The 16074-nt window shown below is 61.6% G+C and carries 19 protein-coding genes; 8 read left to right on the plus strand and 11 right to left on the minus strand.

Going from position 1 to position 16074, the window contains the following annotated elements; translation table 11 throughout:
* Positions 1 to 224: 224 nt before the first annotated feature.
* Entirely contained in the window at positions 225 to 1394 is a 1170-nt protein-coding gene (locus tag N4Q37_RS19110) for a hypothetical protein (RefSeq protein WP_260961102.1), read from the plus strand.
* Positions 1395 to 1529: 135 nt separating this feature from the next.
* Here N4Q37_RS19110 and can read toward each other — a convergent pair whose 3' ends face one another.
* Entirely contained in the window at positions 1530 to 2174 is a 645-nt protein-coding gene (gene can, locus N4Q37_RS19115) for a carbonate dehydratase (protein WP_260961103.1), read from the minus strand.
* Between the two features lie 144 nt (positions 2175 to 2318).
* Here can and N4Q37_RS19120 point away from each other — a divergent pair, with 144 nt between their 5' ends.
* Positions 2319 to 2729 carry a serine kinase/phosphatase gene (locus N4Q37_RS19120; RefSeq protein WP_260961104.1) on the plus strand — a complete coding sequence of 137 codons (411 nt, stop codon included), beginning with the start codon at positions 2319 to 2321 and terminating at the stop codon, positions 2727 to 2729.
* Between the two features lie 44 nt (positions 2730 to 2773).
* Here N4Q37_RS19120 and hisC read toward each other — a convergent pair whose 3' ends face one another.
* The 10 genes from hisC to N4Q37_RS19170 all read right to left on the minus strand — a co-directional run bounded on the left by hisC (position 2774) and on the right by N4Q37_RS19170 (position 10772).
* Entirely contained in the window at positions 2774 to 3826 is a 1053-nt protein-coding gene (hisC, locus tag N4Q37_RS19125; protein WP_260961105.1) for a histidinol-phosphate transaminase, read from the minus strand.
* A 1-nt stretch (position 3827) separates the two neighbouring features.
* Entirely contained in the window at positions 3828 to 5165 is a 1338-nt protein-coding gene (hisD, locus tag N4Q37_RS19130) for a histidinol dehydrogenase (protein ID WP_260961106.1), read from the minus strand.
* Positions 5166 to 5288: 123 nt separating this feature from the next.
* Positions 5289 to 5924, minus strand: coding sequence for an ATP phosphoribosyltransferase (gene hisG / locus N4Q37_RS19135; RefSeq protein WP_260961107.1), 636 nt, complete (start codon positions 5922 to 5924; stop codon positions 5289 to 5291).
* Positions 5925 to 6077: 153 nt separating this feature from the next.
* Positions 6078 to 7343, minus strand: coding sequence for a UDP-N-acetylglucosamine 1-carboxyvinyltransferase (murA, locus tag N4Q37_RS19140; protein ID WP_260961108.1), 1266 nt, complete (start codon positions 7341 to 7343; stop codon positions 6078 to 6080).
* A 22-nt stretch (positions 7344 to 7365) separates the two neighbouring features.
* Positions 7366 to 7605, minus strand: a complete 240-nt coding sequence (locus N4Q37_RS19145; RefSeq protein WP_260961109.1) for a BolA family protein — start codon at positions 7603 to 7605, stop codon at positions 7366 to 7368.
* A 114-nt stretch (positions 7606 to 7719) separates the two neighbouring features.
* Positions 7720 to 8037 (minus strand): STAS domain-containing protein, encoded by a 318-nt coding sequence (locus tag N4Q37_RS19150; protein ID WP_260961110.1) that lies wholly within the window; start codon positions 8035 to 8037, stop codon positions 7720 to 7722.
* Entirely contained in the window at positions 8034 to 8687 is a 654-nt protein-coding gene (locus N4Q37_RS19155; RefSeq protein WP_260961111.1) for an MlaC/ttg2D family ABC transporter substrate-binding protein, read from the minus strand. The genes N4Q37_RS19150 and N4Q37_RS19155 overlap by 4 nt, the downstream gene beginning before the upstream one ends.
* A gap of 11 nt (positions 8688 to 8698) precedes the next feature.
* Positions 8699 to 9166: an outer membrane lipid asymmetry maintenance protein MlaD gene (mlaD, locus tag N4Q37_RS19160; protein ID WP_039592228.1), complete on the minus strand. Its 468-nt coding sequence runs from the start codon at positions 9164 to 9166 to the stop codon at positions 8699 to 8701.
* Positions 9166 to 9963: a lipid asymmetry maintenance ABC transporter permease subunit MlaE gene (mlaE, locus tag N4Q37_RS19165; RefSeq protein WP_260961113.1), complete on the minus strand. Its 798-nt coding sequence runs from the start codon at positions 9961 to 9963 to the stop codon at positions 9166 to 9168. Before mlaE ends, mlaD begins: the two co-directional genes overlap by 1 nt.
* Positions 9963 to 10772, minus strand: a complete 810-nt coding sequence (locus tag N4Q37_RS19170; protein ID WP_260961114.1) for an ATP-binding cassette domain-containing protein — start codon at positions 10770 to 10772, stop codon at positions 9963 to 9965. The genes mlaE and N4Q37_RS19170 overlap by 1 nt, the downstream gene beginning before the upstream one ends.
* 276 nt (positions 10773 to 11048) lie before the next feature.
* On the opposite strand from N4Q37_RS19170, the gene N4Q37_RS19175 reads away from it, so the two are divergent.
* From N4Q37_RS19175 to N4Q37_RS19200, 6 genes are all read left to right on the plus strand, one after another.
* Positions 11049 to 12023: a KpsF/GutQ family sugar-phosphate isomerase gene (locus N4Q37_RS19175; protein ID WP_260961115.1), complete on the plus strand. Its 975-nt coding sequence runs from the start codon at positions 11049 to 11051 to the stop codon at positions 12021 to 12023.
* On the plus strand, positions 12024 to 12548 hold the full coding sequence (locus N4Q37_RS19180; RefSeq protein ID WP_260961116.1) for a KdsC family phosphatase: 525 nt from the start codon (positions 12024 to 12026) through the stop codon (positions 12546 to 12548).
* Between the two features lie 7 nt (positions 12549 to 12555).
* Positions 12556 to 13125: an LPS export ABC transporter periplasmic protein LptC gene (gene lptC, locus N4Q37_RS19185; RefSeq protein WP_260961117.1), complete on the plus strand. Its 570-nt coding sequence runs from the start codon at positions 12556 to 12558 to the stop codon at positions 13123 to 13125.
* Positions 13112 to 13657 (plus strand): lipopolysaccharide transport periplasmic protein LptA, encoded by a 546-nt coding sequence (lptA, locus tag N4Q37_RS19190; protein ID WP_260961118.1) that lies wholly within the window; start codon positions 13112 to 13114, stop codon positions 13655 to 13657. Before lptC ends, lptA begins: the two co-directional genes overlap by 14 nt.
* A complete protein-coding gene (lptB, locus tag N4Q37_RS19195) occupies positions 13657 to 14382 on the plus strand; it encodes an LPS export ABC transporter ATP-binding protein (protein ID WP_260961119.1) in 726 nt (241 codons plus the stop codon). Before lptA ends, lptB begins: the two co-directional genes overlap by 1 nt.
* Positions 14383 to 14547: 165 nt before the next feature.
* Positions 14548 to 16041: an RNA polymerase factor sigma-54 gene (locus tag N4Q37_RS19200; protein WP_260961120.1), complete on the plus strand. Its 1494-nt coding sequence runs from the start codon at positions 14548 to 14550 to the stop codon at positions 16039 to 16041.
* Positions 16042 to 16074 lie beyond the last annotated feature (33 nt).

Genomic DNA, 16074 nt, shown 5'->3' on the forward strand with positions numbered 1-16074 from the left:
ATCTGTCAAATAATCCTCGGCGCCCTCGAACCCCTCGGACCGTGCAAGATCATTGGAGCGTTCCCACGGCTTTGGGCACGACATTGGCTTATTTGCCACCAGTGATGCCATAAAGCCATAAAAAAGGGCCAATATTTCCATCGGCCCACTTTTTCTTCGGCTCGGTCTGTTTCAGTATGGGTGCACCCCGTCCGAGGGGTCCACACGCTGAAAAGGATCTGAGCATGTCCAAACTCGCCGTACTTCCTCTTGCCGCCCTGGCCTTCAGTGCCGCAGCCCACGCCGCCGACATCGACGTCCAACTGGGCAGTAAAGAACGCGTCACCCGTCTCTTCGCCTACCCCAACAACTGCAATGTCATCTGTTTTCGCAACTGGACGCTGGAACAAACCGTCGAGCATTACCTGACCCAAAGCGTGCAGCGCGACGGTTACAGCACAGCCAAGGTCAGCGTCAAAAGCACCAAGAACATCGTCCATGCCCACATCAGCGGCGTACCGAAGAGCTACGGCCAACCGCTGAGCGCCCTGCTCAACGCCGGTGACCTAGCCTACAACGGCGCCAGCAAGCTCAATAGCGATAAAAAATGGGCCTACAACTGGTACCTGTTCCTACCGCTGGGGATGGCCCTGGAAAACCGCAAGAGCGTCGAGTTGCTGCACTTCCCGCCGGATTATTCCCTGACCCAGGCCCAGGATTACCTGGAATCGGCCACCACCGATCGCTGGGCCACGCTGCTGACCGTCAACGGCATCGCTGCCACTCAGACGCCGGCCTACCAGACCATCATCGACATCGCCCCGATTGCCGCCCCGTCCAATGCCGGCCAGGCGCTGGAAGGCGTCTACGATTACTTCAACGATTACCAGACCACCATGGTCAAGCAAGTCAGCCAGACGGCCAGCGGAGCCGCCTTGCCGATGGTGGCCTTCGGCGCCCCCGTCCGCAATTGGATCAAGACGCAGTATGGCCAGACCGTCGGCGTGCTGGGCCTGGCGACGATCACCCCGGCAGCGGGGCTCAAGGTGCCGGTCCTGGGGTCCAACCACCCTAGCTACATCTGGTACGCCGCGGATCCGGAAAACTATGACGGCGACCAGGCCAAGGCCGATGCGGCCGGCCTGAAAGTCATGGGCCAGGACCTCAGTGCGGCGTGCTGGCAAGCCGGCATGGGCAGCAAGCCGGGCACCGATCCGACCCAGCAGTTGAACCAATGCACGCAAACCTGGCAGGTCACGCAGAAAGAGCAGACTTGCGAACTGTTCTACACCTCGGTTCGCAAATTGACGCCGGATGAAGCGGCGAAAAAATGCGCAACGCCGGAGATCAAGTCGCAATTGCCGCAACTGAAAACACCCATGCCGCTACCGGCCGAGCATGCCGAGCACGCCTGACCCCTGAGGCGCCTTCTTGCGCAACCTTGCGTTGACGCGGGAGGCGCCTCAGGCCTCGGCGATCCTCACCGGATAAAAAGGCTGCTGTCCTCCCTCCCTGGCGCCATGGCTGTCACCAGGGAGGGAGGAACCCGATCAAGGCGCGCCGACCGGACGCAGCCGATACTGCGGCGGCAACTGCTCGAAACCACTGATCGTGGTGTCCAGGCTCTTCCAGCGACCATCCTTGATGCCGTAGATGCAGCCATGGACCGACAGGCTCTGCCCACGGTGCCAGGCGTTCTGCACGATGCTGGTATGGCCGACGTTGGCCACTTGCTGGATCACGTTGAGTTCGCACAGGCGGTCCACCCGTTCCTCTTCGTTCGACAATTGCCCCAGCGCTTCACGGTGTTCGTAGTAGAGGTCGCGAATCGAGCGCAGCCAGCCATCGATCAGGCCCAGCTGACGGTCCTGCATGGCTGCTCGCACGCCGCCACAACCGTAGTGACCGGTGACCAGGATATGCTTGACCTTGAGCACGTCCACCGCGTATTGAATCACCGACAGGCAGTTGAGGTCGGTGTGCAGCACAACGTTCGCCACATTGCGGTGCACGAACAGGTCGCCGGGCAACATGCCAACGATCTCGTTGGCCGGCACCCGCGCATCGGAACAGCCGATCCACAGGTATTCCGGGGTCTGTTGACGAGCGAGCTTGGCGAAGAAGTCAGGATCTTCCTGCTTGATTGCATCGGCCCAGCGCGCGTTGTTCTCAATCAGATCTTGTAATTCGTTCATGCCGTCTTGCCCTCGAGATTAGTGCCCCACTTTGACAACAGACCGCTCGCCGAGGTCACTTCGGCAAAGCCGCTGGAATTCTCGGCGTGGCTACCGGTCCACCCTATGTCGGACATGAGTAAGCCCACAGTATGAGGAATGACCATGAATGATTCACGACGCCCCTTCAACGCAACACAACCGGAACCCATCGACGACAACGAAGACCGCATGGGCTCGATGCGCGAGCTGGAGTTCGACGAAGAGCCCGGCGCGCGAATCGGCGACGAACTGCCAGAGAAGGAACGCAAGCAATTGATCCCGCGCGAACGGGTCCGCGAAGCGGGCATGACGGGCGGGTCCATGGACGATCATCAATCGACCGAAGACGACTTGAGCCCCGAGACCCTGATCCGCGAAGACGGCGCCAGGGACGCCCACGAAGCGGGTGCCGACGAGCGGGCGGACTGGGACCTGAGCGTAGTGGGTAAAAACGATATTGGCGGTGGCGACGGGCTGGACGAAGCGGAAATGGCGGACGTCGATCCGCTGGATGGCAAACGCAAGCGTGTCTGAGCCTGGCCGCTGGCTCTCGTCGGCACGAGAGCCAGCGCCGGGCTTCAGAGTTCGCCGAGGGCGTCGATCAGCGCCTGGTTCTGCTCCGGCGTACCGATGCTGATCCGCAGGAACTGGGCAATCCGCTCCTGCTTGAAGTGCCGCACGATCACGCCTTGCTCCCGCAGTTTCGCCGCCAGAACGGCCGCATCGTGCCCGGGGTGGCGAGCAAAGATGAAGTTCGCCGCCGAAGGCAGCACTTCGAAGCCCTTGGCCTGCAATTGCGCCACCACCCACTCGCGGTGCTCGATGACCAACCGGCAGGTCTTGTCGAAGTACTCGCGGTCATCGAACGCTGCCGCGCCGCCGACATTCGCCAGGCGATCCAGTGGGTAGGAGTTGAAGCTGTTCTTGATCCGCTCCAGCGCCTCGATCAGGTCCGGATGCCCCACCGCCAGGCCCACCCGCAGCCCCGCCAGCGAACGGGACTTGGACAGGGTCTGGGTCACCAGCAGGTTCGGGTAACGGTCCACCAGGCCAATGGCCGTCTCGCCGCCGAAGTCGATGTAGGCTTCGTCGACCACGACCACCGAATCCGGGTTGGCCTTGAGGATCTGCTCCACCGCCTCCAACGCCAGCAGGCAGCCCGTCGGCGCGTTAGGGTTGGGGAAAATGATCCCGCCGTTAGGCTTGGCATAATCCGCCGGGTCGATCCGGAATTGCTCATCCAGCGGCACCGCGTCGAACTGGATGCCGTACAACCCGCAATACACCGGATAGAAGCTGTAGCTGATGTCCGGGAACAACAGCGGCTGGTCGTGCTGCAACAGGCCGTGGAAAATGTGCGCCAGCACCTCGTCCGAACCGTTACCCAGGAACACCTGGTTGGCCTGCACGCCGTAATACCGGGCCACGGCGCTTTTCAGCAGGTCGCTGTTGGGATCCGGGTACAGGCGCAGGTTGTCGTTCAGCTCGGTCTGCATCGCCGCGAGCGCCTTGGGCGACGGGCCGTAAGGGTTCTCGTTGGTGTTGAGCTTGACCAGCCGGGTCAGTTTCGGCTGTTCACCCGGTACGTAGGGCACCAGGTTCTTGACGAACGGGCTCCAGAATTTACTCATTTCAGTTCCCCTGCCCTGCATTGGATTGCTCATCGAGAATGCGATATTCGGCGCTGCGGGCGTGGCCGCTCAACGATTCGCCACGGGCCAGCACCGAAGCGGTCTTGCCCAGTTCGGACGCGCCCTGCTCGGAGCAGAAGATGATCGACGAACGCTTCTGGAAGTCATACACCCCCAGCGGCGACGAGAAGCGCGCGGTGCCGGAAGTCGGCAACACGTGGTTGGGGCCTGCGCAATAATCGCCCAGGGCCTCGGAGGTGTGGCGGCCCATGAAGATCGCCCCGGCATGGCGGATCTGTGGCAGCCAGGCCTGCGGGTCGGCGACCGACAGCTCCAGGTGTTCCGGCGCAATGCGGTTGGCGACCTCGATGGCCTGGGCCATGTCATCGACCTTGATCAGCGCGCCACGGCCGTTGATCGAGGTGTTGATGATCGCGGCGCGGTCCATGGTCGGCAGCAGCTTGTCGATGCTGGCGGCGACCTTGTCGAGGAACTCGGCGTCCGGGCTGACCAGGATCGCCTGGGCGTCTTCGTCGTGCTCGGCCTGGGAAAACAGGTCCATGGCGATCCAGTCCGGGTCGGTCAGGCCATCGCACACCACCAGGATCTCCGAAGGCCCGGCGATCATGTCGATGCCAACCTGACCGAACACGTGGCGCTTGGCGGTGGCCACGTAGATATTGCCCGGCCCGACCACCTTGTCGACCCTCGGGACGCTTTCGGTACCGTAGGCCAGTGCGGCCACGGCCTGGGCGCCACCGATGGTGAACACCCGGTCCACGCCGGCGATGCAGGCAGCGGCCAGCACCAGTTCGTTGATTTCACCGCGCGGCGTCGGCACCACCATGACCACTTCAGTCACGCCAGCCACTTTGGCGGGGATCGCATTCATCAACACCGAGGACGGATAGGACGCCTTGCCGCCCGGCACGTACAGGCCTGCGCGATCCAGCGGCGTGACTTTCTGGCCCAGCACCGTGCCGTCGGCCTCGGTGTAGCTCCAGGAGTCCTGCTTCTGTCTTTCGTGATAGCTGCGCACCCGGGAAGCAGCCTTTTCCAGAGCTTCGCGCTGGGCCACGGTGATGCGGGTCAGGGCCAGCTCCAGGCGCGCGCGCGGCAGGATCAGGTCGGCCATGGACGCCACTTGCAGGCCGTCGAATTTCTGGGTGAATTCCACCAGGGCTTCGTCGCCACGCTCGCGCACGGCGTCGATGATGTCGAGTACCCGCTGGTTGACCGAGTCGTCAGACACACTTTCCCAGCTCAGCAGATGATCCAGATGATGTGCGAAATCCGGGTCGGCAGCGTTGAGTCGGCGAATCGAAGTGGGAGCGGTCATAGCGAGGGCCTCATTAATGGCAAATGCTCAGGCGCCCTAAGCTACCAGTCCATTCGCGTGGGCACCTGAGAAAATTGGCTATGACACGGATAGACGGGCGCGACGCAAGGTCGCGCGGGTGTATCAGCCGCGGTGTCGCGATTCCACTGCCTGGCGCAGGGTATCGATCAGAGCCTGGATGCGGGCGTGCTGCATTTTCATCGATGCCTTGTTGACGATCAGCCGGGAGGTGACGTCCGCGATGAAATCCTGGGGTTCCAGGCCGTTCGCCCGCAGGGTGTTGCCGGTGTCGACCACGTCGATGATCTTGTCCGCCAGGCCAATCAGCGGCGCCAGCTCCATCGAGCCGTACAACTTGATGATATCGACCTGACGGCCCTGCTCGGCGTAATAACGCTTGGCAATGTTGACGAACTTGGTCGCCACCCGCAGGCGCCCCTTGGGCTCTGGCGCGCCGACTTTACCGGCGGTCATCAGCTTGCAGCGGGCGATCTTCAGGTCCAGGGGCTCGTACAGGCCCTGGCCGCCGTATTCCATCAACACGTCTTTGCCGGCGACGCCAAGGTCGGCGGCGCCATGTTCGACATACGTTGGCACGTCGGTGGCACGCACGATCAGCAAACGGACGTCGGCCTGGGTCGTGGGGATGATCAGCTTGCGGCTCTTGTCCGGATTCTCGGTCGGCACGATGCCCGCTTCGGCCAGAAGCGGCAAGGTGTCGTCAAGGATGCGGCCCTTGGACAGTGCGATGGTCAACATGGGTAACGTCAGTCCTTATCAAGGTACTCATGCCTGGTCGCAAATGGCGCCAGACACGCATCGAGGGTGCAACCACCCTCGACCTGGAACGAAATCAACGGACGCCTCCCTGCGTCCAACGAAAAGTGCCTGCGCAACTTTTCCCTGCATCAACTAGCCCGGAACGCGACGGATCTTGGCGCCCAGCATCTGCAGTTTTTCTTCGATGCACTCATAGCCACGGTCGATGTGGTAGATGCGATCGATCAGGGTATCGCCTTCAGCAACCAGGGCCGAGATCACCAGGCTGGCCGAGGCCCGCAGGTCGGTGGCCATCACCGGAGCACCCTTGAGCTTGTCCGCGCCCGTGACGATGGCGGTGTTGCCTTCGACCTGGATCTTGGCGCCCATGCGGTGCAGCTCGTAGACGTGCATGAAGCGGTTTTCGAAGATCGTCTCGATCACGGCGCCGGTGCCTTCGGCAATGGCGTTGAGGGAGATGAACTGCGCCTGCATGTCGGTCGGGAACGCCGGGTACGGAGCGGTCCGCACGTTGACGGCTTTTGGCCGCTTGCCGTGCATGTTCACTTCGATCCAGTCTTCGCCGCAGGTGACTTCGGCGCCGGATTCCTTGAGTTTCTCAAGGACGGCTTCAAGGATGGTCGGATCGGTGTCCTTGACCTTCACGCGGCCACCGGTCACGGCAGCGGCTACCAGGTAGGTACCGGTCTCGATCCGGTCCGGCATCACCTTGTAGGTAGCCGAATGCAGGCGCTCGACGCCATCGATGGTGATGGTGTCGGTACCGGCACCGCTGATCTTGGCGCCCATGGCAATCAGGAAGTTCGCCAGGTCGACCACTTCAGGTTCGCGGGCGGCGTTTTGCAGCACGCTACGCCCCCGGGCCAACGCCGCAGCCATCATGATGTTCTCGGTACCGGTCACGCTGACGGTATCGAAGAAGAAGTGCGCACCGCGCAGGCCGCCTTCAGGCGCCTTGGCCTTGATATAGCCGCCTTCGACATCGATCACCGCGCCCATGGCTTCCAGGCCACGGATGTGCAGGTCCACCGGACGCGAGCCGATGGCGCAACCGCCTGGCAACGCGACTTCGGCTTCACCGAAACGGGCGACCATCGGGCCCAGCACCAGGATCGATGCGCGCATGGTTTTCACCAGCTCGTACGGGGCGACCAGAGTCTTGATGGTGCGCGGGTCGATCTCGACACTGAGCTTCTCGTCAATCACAGGCTCGATGCCCATGCGGCCGAACAGCTCGATCATCGTGGTGATGTCGTGCAGGTGCGGCAGGTTGGCCACGGTCACCGGGCCATCGCACAGCAGGGTCGCGGCCAGGATCGGCAGGGCGGAGTTCTTTGCCCCGGAAATACGGATTTCGCCATCAAGACGAGCGCCGCCGGTAATAATCAGTTTATCCATAAGAATCTCGAGGCCCTTGGGCTCAGGTGCGCTCGGCCCAGGCCGCGCGGCTGAAAAATTTCATCGTGACCGCATGGATGCTGCCATCGGCGATCCACGGGTTCAAATGGGCATAGATGCTCTGCTGACGCTTGACCGGGCTCAATGCCGCCAGGTCGTCGCTAATCACGTTCAGCTGAAAGTTGCAGCCTTCGCCTTCAACTTCTACCTGAGCTCCGGGCAAATTTGCTTCAAGGAAGCTCTTTACTTCGTTGGCCTGCATGCTCAACCTCAATCGGCGCCCTGTGCGCACGGGTCGCACATCATACAAAAAAGCCCCGCGACTGCGAACCCCGCGCAGCAGGACTCTGACAGAGGGCTTTGCAACGGACGTGGGTCAGGGATGCGCCAACAGCTCGGTCAGTTCGCTGACCTGGGCAATTTCGCGCATGTCTTCGGGCATCCCTCGGATGCTCCAGGTCTTGCCCGCAGCCTTGGCGTCACGCATGAAGCACAGCAGCAACGACAGGCCGACGCTGCTGGACTTGCGCACCGCCGAGCAATCGATCACCACTTCGGCGGCGCGCGCGGACTTGATCAGCGCCTGGCCCTGCTTGCGCAGGGCCGGGCCGGTGCGGTAATCCAGCACGCCACTGAGCAACAATTCGCCGGCCTCGCCCAGGCGTACAGCCGACTCACTTGCCAAGTCACTCATTGCGCCTGCTTCTCCTGGGCATCCTTGGCGACGTCCTTGGCCTTGGCGACTTCCCCGGCCCAACCATCGATGGTCTTGTCCAGGTCATTGCCATTGCGCTGCATCGCATCGGCGAACTGGTCACGGAACAACTTGCCAATGTTGATGCCGTTGATGATCACATTGCGGACCTTCCACTCTTCGCTGACTTTCTCGAGGGTGTAGGACACCGGATAGATCGCACCATTGTTGCCCTTGACCTGCATGTCGACACTGGTACGGCTGCCGCTTTCATCCTTGGCCGGCGAAACGGTGATGCCCTGGTTGTTGTATTCGAGCAAGGCGTTGCCATAGAACTGCATCAGGCTGCGCTTGAAGTTCTCCTGGAAACGGGTCATCTGCGCTGGGGTCGCCTTGCGCGAGAACTTGACGGTCATGATGCTCCGGGAGATGCCGTCGGCGTCCACCACGGGCCCCACGATACCGTTGAGCGCGTCATAGAACGCGCCCGGGTCCTGTTTGTAACGCTCTTTATTGGCGGAAAGGTCTGCCAACAACCGGGTCGTAGTGTCCTGGATGATGTCGTGGGCCGACGGCGCGGCCACGGCATTGGCCATCATCGGCAGCACCGCGAGCAACACCAGCAGGCTACGTCGCAGGATAGAGATCATTCGAAAGCTCCTCATTTGGCGTCTTTGCTAACGGTATTGAGCAGGAATTTACCGATCAGGTCCTCGAGCACCAGCGACGACTGCGTGTCGTGGATGGTCCCACCGTCCTTGAGCAGGGTTTCTTCCCCGCCCACGCTGATGCCGATGTACTTCTCGCCCAGCAGGCCGGCCGTGAGGATCGATGCAGTGGAGTCGGTCGGCAGGTTATCCACGCGCTTTTCCAACTGCAGCGTCACGCGGCCAGTGAAACTGTCGCGATCCAGATCGATTGCCGTGACCTTGCCAATGGTCACGCCGGCCATGGTCACCTTTGCTCTGACAGTCAAACCGGCGATATTGTCGAAATAGGCATAAAGTTTATAGGTATCGGTACTCGCGGTCGGCGCCAGTCCACTGACCCGCAGGGCCAGCAGCAGCAAAGCCAGGATGCCAGCCAGCAGGAAAAGGCCGACACCGATTTCCAGGGTGCGGTTTTGCATCAGAAATCTCCAAACATCAAGGCGGTCAGAATAAAGTCAAGGCCCAGCACTGCCAGCGAGGCGTACACCACGGTCTTGGTTGTGGCACGGCTGATCCCCTCTGACGTGGGTTCACAGTCATAACCCTGGAACACGGCGATCCAAGTCACCACGAAGGCGAATACGGCGCTTTTGATCACGCCATTGAGTACATCGTCGAGGAAATCGACACTGTTCTGCATGTTGGACCAGAAGGAGCCTTCATAGACCCCCAGCCAGTCGACAGCCACCCAGGAACCGCCCCAGATCCCCACGACGCTGAAGATGATCGCCAGCACCGGCAAGGAAATGAAACCGGCCCACAGGCGTGGGGCGATGATGTACTTGAGCGGGTCGACACCAATCATTTCCAGGCTGGACAACTGCTCGGTGGACTTCATGTTGCCGATCTCGGCCGTTAGCGCCGAACCGGCACGGCCGGCGAACAGCAACGCGGTCACCACCGGACCGAGCTCACGCAGCAACGTCAGCGCAACCATCTGCCCGACCGCCTGCTCCGAACCGTAGCTGGACAGGATGTTGAACCCCTGCAGCGCCAACACCATGCCGATGAAGATCCCGGAGACCACGATGATCACCAGGCTCATCACACCCACCGAGTGCAATTGCTTGACCAGCAGGCCAAAACCTCCACCCGTCGAGTTGCGCCCCAGCAAGGCGTGCATCAGGAACAGCGAGGAACGGCCCAGCACGGCCAGCACGTCGATACCGGAGCGACCGAACAGGCGGATTCTTTCTATCAGTGATTTCTTGCGCATCAGCGCTTCCCCAGCAGGTCGGTGCGGTAATCCGTGGCCGGAAAATGGAACGCCACCGGGCCGTCCGGATCCCCCTTCATGAATTGGTGGATGCGCGGGTTGTCGGAATTCATCAATTCCTGGGGCGTGCCCTGCCCCAGCACCTGGCCATCGCCTACCACATAGATGTAGTCGGCAATACTGGCGGTCTCGGCCAGGTCGTGGGAGACCACGATACTGGTGATGCCCAACGCATCGTTGAGCAGGCGGATCAGGCGCACGAGCACGCCCATGGCGATCGGGTCCTGGCCGACGAAGGGCTCGTCGTACATGAGGATCTTCGGGTCCAGGGCAATCGCCCGCGCCAGGGCGACCCGGCGCTTCATGCCACCGGAAAGTTCGTCCGGCATCAGGTCGAGGGCGCCACGCAGCCCGACGGCCTGCAACTTGAGCAGGACGATGTCGCGGATCATCTCCTCCGGCAGGTCGGTATGGACCCGCAGGGGAAACGCCACGTTCTCGAAGACATCGAGGTCGGTAAACAGCGCACCGCTCTGGAACAGCACGCCCATGTGCTTGCGCGCGTCGAACAGGTCACCGCGCGACAGCGTGGGCAGATTCTGGCCGTTGACCCAGACCTCACCGGCGTTGGGGCGCAACTGGGCACCCATCAGCCGCAACAGGGTGGTCTTGCCACACCCGGAAGGCCCCATGATGCCGGTCACCTTGCCGCGGGGGATGCGAATATCGATGTCATTGAAAATGCTGCGCGTCCCTCGCTTGAAGGACAATCCCTTCAGCTCGACCGCGTAGGCGTTGTCGGCACTCATCTAAACTCCTTGCGATGCAGCCTCACGTTCGAGTGCCCTGGCCAGCCGACATACGACGGTACCGCCGGGCACGCGAACCGGCGGCGAACTATATCACTGCAACAGCCCTGCGCCCAAGGCCACCACCGCGCCTGTTAAGCCTGGTTTAAGGTAAAAAGCAACATTCTATGTCGGCCCCTGCGCGCCCTTCGGGCAACCCCATGACGAACTTACGTGAGGGAATCGTTCATTGCCGCTATAATCGCCGCCTTTTCATCAGGCTATACGACTTCTGACATGAGCCAATCCAGCGACCTGATTCAATCGGCACAACGTACCATCCGCCTCGAACTCGAAGCCGTGCAAGGCTTGCTGCCCCATATCGACGCTGATTTCGTACGTGCCTGCGAGATGATTCTGGCCAGCAAGGGCCGCGTAGTCGTGGTCGGCATGGGCAAGTCCGGGCACATCGGCAACAAGATCGCCGCCACCCTGGCCAGCACCGGTACCACGGCGTTCTTTGTCCACCCGGCCGAAGCCAGCCATGGGGACATGGGCATGATCACCCGTGAGGATGTCATCCTGGCCCTGTCCAACTCCGGCTCGACCAATGAGATCGTCACCCTGCTGCCCTTGATCAAGCGCCTGGGCATCCAGTTGATCAGTATCACTGGCAATCCGGATTCGCCACTGGCCAAGGCCGCCGAGGTGAACCTCAACGTCCATGTCGAGCATGAAGCCTGCCCATTGAACCTGGCGCCGACCTCCTCCACCACCGCCGCCCTGGTCATGGGCGACGCCCTGGCCGTGGCCCTGCTGGAAGCCAGGGGCTTCACCGCCGAGGACTTCGCCTTCTCCCACCCCGGTGGAGCACTGGGTCGTCGGCTGCTGCTGAAAGTCGAGAACGTCATGCACGCAGGCCAGGAACTGCCGCAGGTGCAACGCGGCACGCTGCTCAAGGACGCGCTCATGGAAATGACCCGCAAGGGCCTGGGCATGACGGTGATCCTCGAAGCCGACGGCAAGCTCGCCGGGATCTTCACCGACGGAGACCTGCGCCGCACCCTGGACCGCACCATCGACATCCACAGCGCGACCATCGACCAGGTCATGACCCCCCACGGCAAGACCGCCCGCGCAGAAATGCTCGCCGCCGAGGCCTTGAAAATCATGGAAGACCACAAGATCAACGCCTTGGTGGTGGTCGACGCAGAGGACCGGCCGGTAGGCGCGCTGAACATGCACGATTTGCTGCGTGCGGGAGTGATGTAAATGAACACAGACCTGTTGCAACGCGGCAAGGCGATCAAGCTGGCGGTGTTCGATGTGGACGGCGTGCTGACCGACGGCCGCCTGTATTTCCTCGAAGACGGCAGCGAATTCAAGACGTTCAACACCCTCGACGGCCAGGGCATCAAGATGCTGATGGCCGCTGGCGTGCAAACAGCCATCATCAGCGGCCGCAAGACCCCGGTGGTCGAGCGGCGCGCCAGGAACCTCGGCATCCCCCACCTTTACCAGGGTCGCGAGGACAAACTGGTGGTGCTGGACGAACTGCTGGGGCAGCTCAATCTAAGCTATGAACAGGTCGCCTACCTGGGTGACGACCTGCCGGACCTGCCGGTGATTCGCCGGGTCGGCCTGGGCATGGCGGTCGCCAACGCGGCCGGTTTCGTACGCGAACACGCCCACGGCGTCACCACGGCACGAGGCGGCGAAGGTGCGGCCCGTGAATTCTGTGAACTGATCCTGCGCGCCCAGGGCCGCCTCGAAGCGGCCAACGCCGCGTACCTGTGAGCCATTTATGCTGAGCAAAAAGATTCGCACCCTCGTGGTGTTCGGTTGTATCGCGGCGATATTCGCGGCGGTCGGCTATTGGAACATCAGCCCGGAACGCTTTCTCGACCAGCCGGCAGCCACGGTCGAGGAGCACATCGACTGGTATGCGACCAACACCCATACCCTGCAATACCTGCCCGATGGCAAGGTGCAGTACGAAATGACGTCCGACAAGGTCGATCACGTCAAGGCCACCGACATCACCCTGGTTACCAAGCCGGACCTGAACATGTTCCGCGGCACCGCATTCCCGTGGCACGTGCAGAGCGAGCACGCCGAAGTCAATTCCGGCGGCACCGAGGTGGAGCTGATCGACTCGGTGCGCGTTGCGCGAACCGATGAGAAAAACCGCACGACCATCATCACCAGCACGCGCATGACCGTGTTCCCACAGCAGCAATATGCGCAGACCCAGCAACCCGTTAGAATCGACGGCGCCGGGGGGGTATCGACCGGCACGGGAATGAAGGCGTATTTGAAGGAAAGCAGGATACACCTGCTATCGAACGTAAGAGGACAGTATGAAGCTCGCTAAAACCCTCCCTATTTTGCTCAGTCTGGGCGCAGCACTGGGAAGCGCGAGCGCCTGGGCTCTTCCCACCGACCGCGACCAACCGATCCGCATCCAGGCCGACGACGCGCAACTGGACGACAAGAACGGCGTAGCCACGTACAAGGGCGACGTGATCATCACCCAGGGTTCAATGAAGGTGACCGGCAATACCGTGACCATCACCCGCACCCAGTCCGGCGACATCGACGTGGTGACCTCGGTGGGCAACCTGGCCTATTTCGAACAACTGCAAACCGCAGGCGACACCAAGCCAGTGCAGGGTTACGGGGTGACCATCCAGTATCACGCCTCCCAGGACCGCGTCGTACTGATCGACCGCGCCAAGGTCGTCGACAAGGACGGCAACGTGACCCAGGGCGAGAAAATCGTCTATGACACCAACAAGAAACTGGCCAGCGCCGGTCGCGCCACCGGCAACAAGGTGACCGAGCAGCGTCCACGGATCGACATGGTGATCCAGCCTAAAAAGAAAACCGAGCAAAAGGCCCAGTAATGGCAACTCTGAAAGCTCAGCACCTGGCCAAGAGCTACAAGAGCCGTCAAGTCGTACGTGATGTCAGCCTGTCCATCGACAGCGGCCAGATCGTCGGCCTGCTCGGCCCCAACGGCGCGGGCAAGACCACCTGCTTCTACATGATCGTCGGCCTGGTCCAGGCCGACCAGGGTCGCGTGCTGATCGACGACCTGGACGTCAGCCACCAGCCGATGCACGGCCGGGCGAAGGCGGGTATCGGCTACCTGCCGCAAGAAGCGTCGATCTTCCGCAAACTGTCGGTCGCCGACAACATCATGGCCATCCTCGAGACCCGCAAGGAACTCGACAAGGCCGGTCGTCGCCAGGAACTGGAAAGCCTGTTGCAGGAATTCCACATCAGCCACATCCGTGACAACCTCGGCATGAGCCTGTCCGGTGGCGAGCGACGTCGAGTGGAGATCGCCCGGGCCCTGGCCACCGCACCGAAATTCATCCTGCTCGACGAACCCTTCGCCGGCGTGGACCCGATCTCGGTGGGCGACATCAAGCAGATCATCCACCACCTCAAGGCTAAGGGGATCGGTGTGCTGATCACCGACCACAACGTGCGCGAGACGCTGGATATCTGCGAAACCGCCTACATCGTCAACGACGGCCAACTGATCGCCGAAGGCGATGCCGAAACCATCCTGGCCAACGACCTGGTCAAGGAAGTGTACCTGGGCCATGAGTTCCGCCTGTAAGCGCAAAGTGTCTGGCAAATCGTCCCGGCGCCGCTAAATTTTATTATGGCGGCGCCCTAGGCAAACACTTCAGTTTCAGGCATATAATTTGCTTAAGTTTGGCGCCCCGGCGCCCTGTAGTGGATGGCGCATGTGCGCCGGCGAATAAGGTGTTAAGCCCCTGCCATGAAACCATCGCTAGTCTTGAGAATGGGCCAGCAGCTGACGATGACACCGCAGCTGCAACAGGCCATCCGCCTGCTCCAATTGTCGACCCTGGACCTGCAACAGGAAATCCAGGAGGCGCTGGAGTCCAATCCGATGCTCGAACGCCAGGAAGAAGGCGACGACTTCGACAACTCCGACCCATTGGCCGATAACGTCGAGCAGAAGCCCAATACCGAAACGCCGGAACCGTCCTACCAGGAAGCCGCCCCGACGGTGGACAACCTCGAGGATGGCGAGTGGAACGAGCGCATCCCCAACGACCTGCCCGTGGACACGGCCTGGGAAGACGTCTACCAGACCAGCGCCAGCAGCCTGCCGAGCAGTGATGACGATGAGTGGGACTTCACCACCCGCACGTCCGCTGGCGAGAGCCTGCAAAGCCACCTGCTGTGGCAATTGAACCTGGCGCCGATGTCCGATACCGATCGCCTGATCGCCGTCACCCTGATCGACTGCATCAACAACCAGGGCTACCTGGACGAGACCCTCGAGGAAATCCTCGAAGCCTTCGACCCCGAACTGGATATCGAGCTGGACGAGATCGAAGCCGTCCTGCACCGCATCCAGCAGTTCGAACCGGCCGGTGTCGCAGCCCGCAACCTGGGCGAATGCCTGCTGCTGCAATTGCGCCAATTGCCCACCAAGACACCGTGGCTGGCCGAAGCCAAGCGACTGGTCACCGACTTCATCGACCTGCTGGGCGGCCGCGACTACAGCCAGCTGATGCGGCGCATGAAGCTCAAGGAAGACGAACTGCGCCAGGTGATCGAACTGGTCCAGAGCCTCAACCCGCGTCCGGGCTCGCAGATCGAGTCCACCGAACCCGAATACGTGGTTCCCGACGTGATCGTGCGCAAGCACAACGACCGCTGGCTGGTGGAGCTCAACCAGGAGTCGGTGCCCAAGCTGCGGGTCAACGCCCAGTACGCAGGCTTCGTCAGGCGCGCCGACACCAGCGCCGACAACACCTTCATGCGCAACCAGTTGCAGGAAGCACGCTGGTTTATCAAGAGCCTGCAAAGCCGCAACGAAACCCTGATGAAAGTGGCCACCCAGATCGTCGAGCATCAGCGCGGCTTCCTGGAGTACGGCGACGAAGCGATGAAACCGCTGGTCCTGCATGACATCGCCGAAGCGGTGGGCATGCACGAGTCGACGATTTCCCGGGTGACCACCCAGAAATTCATGCATACCCCCCGTGGTATCTATGAGCTGAAATATTTTTTCTCCAGCCACGTCAGTACCTCCGAAGGCGGCGAATGCTCGTCCACGGCCATCCGCGCGATCATCAAGAAACTGGTGGCGGCGGAAAATCAGAAAAAGCCGTTGAGCGACAGCAAGATCGCTGGTTTACTGGAGGCACAAGGCATTCAGGTGGCCCGCCGTACCGTCGCCAAGTACCGTGAATCCCTCGGGATCGCGCCTTCGAGCGAACGCAAGCGGTTGATGTAACGGGCCCCGCCACAGCGTTCCAGTGGCAGGCAT

This window comes from Pseudomonas citri (genome assembly GCF_025336485.1).
GTDB classification, from domain to species: Bacteria; Pseudomonadota; Gammaproteobacteria; order Pseudomonadales; family Pseudomonadaceae; genus Aquipseudomonas; species Aquipseudomonas citri.

What these genes read in the sequence shown, in the direction of transcription:
- lptA (WP_260961118.1), top strand. Translation starts at nt 13,112, where the DNA reads ATGAAGCTCGCTAAAACCCTCCCTATTTTGCTCAGTCTGGGCGCAGCA.
- N4Q37_RS19155 (WP_260961111.1), bottom strand. Translation starts at nt 8,687, where the DNA reads ATGATCTCTATCCTGCGACGTAGCCTGCTGGTGTTGCTCGCGGTGCTG.
- N4Q37_RS19170 (WP_260961114.1), bottom strand. Translation starts at nt 10,772, where the DNA reads ATGAGTGCCGACAACGCCTACGCGGTCGAGCTGAAGGGATTGTCCTTC.
- lptC (WP_260961117.1), top strand. Translation starts at nt 12,556, where the DNA reads ATGCTGAGCAAAAAGATTCGCACCCTCGTGGTGTTCGGTTGTATCGCG.
- N4Q37_RS19200 (WP_260961120.1), top strand. Translation starts at nt 14,548, where the DNA reads ATGAAACCATCGCTAGTCTTGAGAATGGGCCAGCAGCTGACGATGACA.
- N4Q37_RS19175 (WP_260961115.1), top strand. Translation starts at nt 11,049, where the DNA reads ATGAGCCAATCCAGCGACCTGATTCAATCGGCACAACGTACCATCCGC.
- N4Q37_RS19145 (WP_260961109.1), bottom strand. Translation starts at nt 7,605, where the DNA reads ATGCAGGCCAACGAAGTAAAGAGCTTCCTTGAAGCAAATTTGCCCGGA.
- N4Q37_RS19110 (WP_260961102.1), top strand. Translation starts at nt 225, where the DNA reads ATGTCCAAACTCGCCGTACTTCCTCTTGCCGCCCTGGCCTTCAGTGCC.
- lptB (WP_260961119.1), top strand. Translation starts at nt 13,657, where the DNA reads ATGGCAACTCTGAAAGCTCAGCACCTGGCCAAGAGCTACAAGAGCCGT.
- N4Q37_RS19150 (WP_260961110.1), bottom strand. Translation starts at nt 8,037, where the DNA reads ATGAGTGACTTGGCAAGTGAGTCGGCTGTACGCCTGGGCGAGGCCGGC.
- N4Q37_RS19180 (WP_260961116.1), top strand. Translation starts at nt 12,024, where the DNA reads ATGAACACAGACCTGTTGCAACGCGGCAAGGCGATCAAGCTGGCGGTG.
- murA (WP_260961108.1), bottom strand. Translation starts at nt 7,343, where the DNA reads ATGGATAAACTGATTATTACCGGCGGCGCTCGTCTTGATGGCGAAATC.
- hisC (WP_260961105.1), bottom strand. Translation starts at nt 3,826, where the DNA reads ATGAGTAAATTCTGGAGCCCGTTCGTCAAGAACCTGGTGCCCTACGTA.
- hisG (WP_260961107.1), bottom strand. Translation starts at nt 5,924, where the DNA reads ATGTTGACCATCGCACTGTCCAAGGGCCGCATCCTTGACGACACCTTG.
- hisD (WP_260961106.1), bottom strand. Translation starts at nt 5,165, where the DNA reads ATGACCGCTCCCACTTCGATTCGCCGACTCAACGCTGCCGACCCGGAT.
- can (WP_260961103.1), bottom strand. Translation starts at nt 2,174, where the DNA reads ATGAACGAATTACAAGATCTGATTGAGAACAACGCGCGCTGGGCCGAT.
- N4Q37_RS19120 (WP_260961104.1), top strand. Translation starts at nt 2,319, where the DNA reads ATGAATGATTCACGACGCCCCTTCAACGCAACACAACCGGAACCCATC.
- mlaD (WP_039592228.1), bottom strand. Translation starts at nt 9,166, where the DNA reads ATGCAAAACCGCACCCTGGAAATCGGTGTCGGCCTTTTCCTGCTGGCT.
- mlaE (WP_260961113.1), bottom strand. Translation starts at nt 9,963, where the DNA reads ATGCGCAAGAAATCACTGATAGAAAGAATCCGCCTGTTCGGTCGCTCC.